Annotated in this window: 1 protein-coding gene; it reads right to left on the minus strand. The window is 46.1% G+C overall.

The genetic code is table 11. From position 1 onward, the window contains the following. Positions 1–204, minus strand: a 204-nt coding sequence (locus tag QNI08_RS22465) for a toxin Cry1Ac domain D-VI-related protein (protein WP_285769556.1), incomplete at both ends; no start/stop codon positions are given.

Raw genomic sequence — 204 nt, forward strand, 5'->3', positions numbered from 1 at the left:
TTTGCTGACTGCTTCTTTCGCTTCGTCTATCGCTCCTTGATCGGTACTTCCCTTCAATGTGTCGAATTCTTTATCCGTGAACAGATCTTCCACTTTGTTCTTCGCATCGTTCAAGTCCTTTTCAGCTTGTTCGTTCTTATCCAATAAATCTTGCGCGTTATTCAGGAGCTCTTCCAGGCGCTCTTTTTCCGGTCCGGCTGGCAA

Source organism: Peribacillus folii (assembly GCF_030271255.1).
Lineage (GTDB): Bacteria > Bacillota > Bacilli > Bacillales > DSM-1321 > Peribacillus.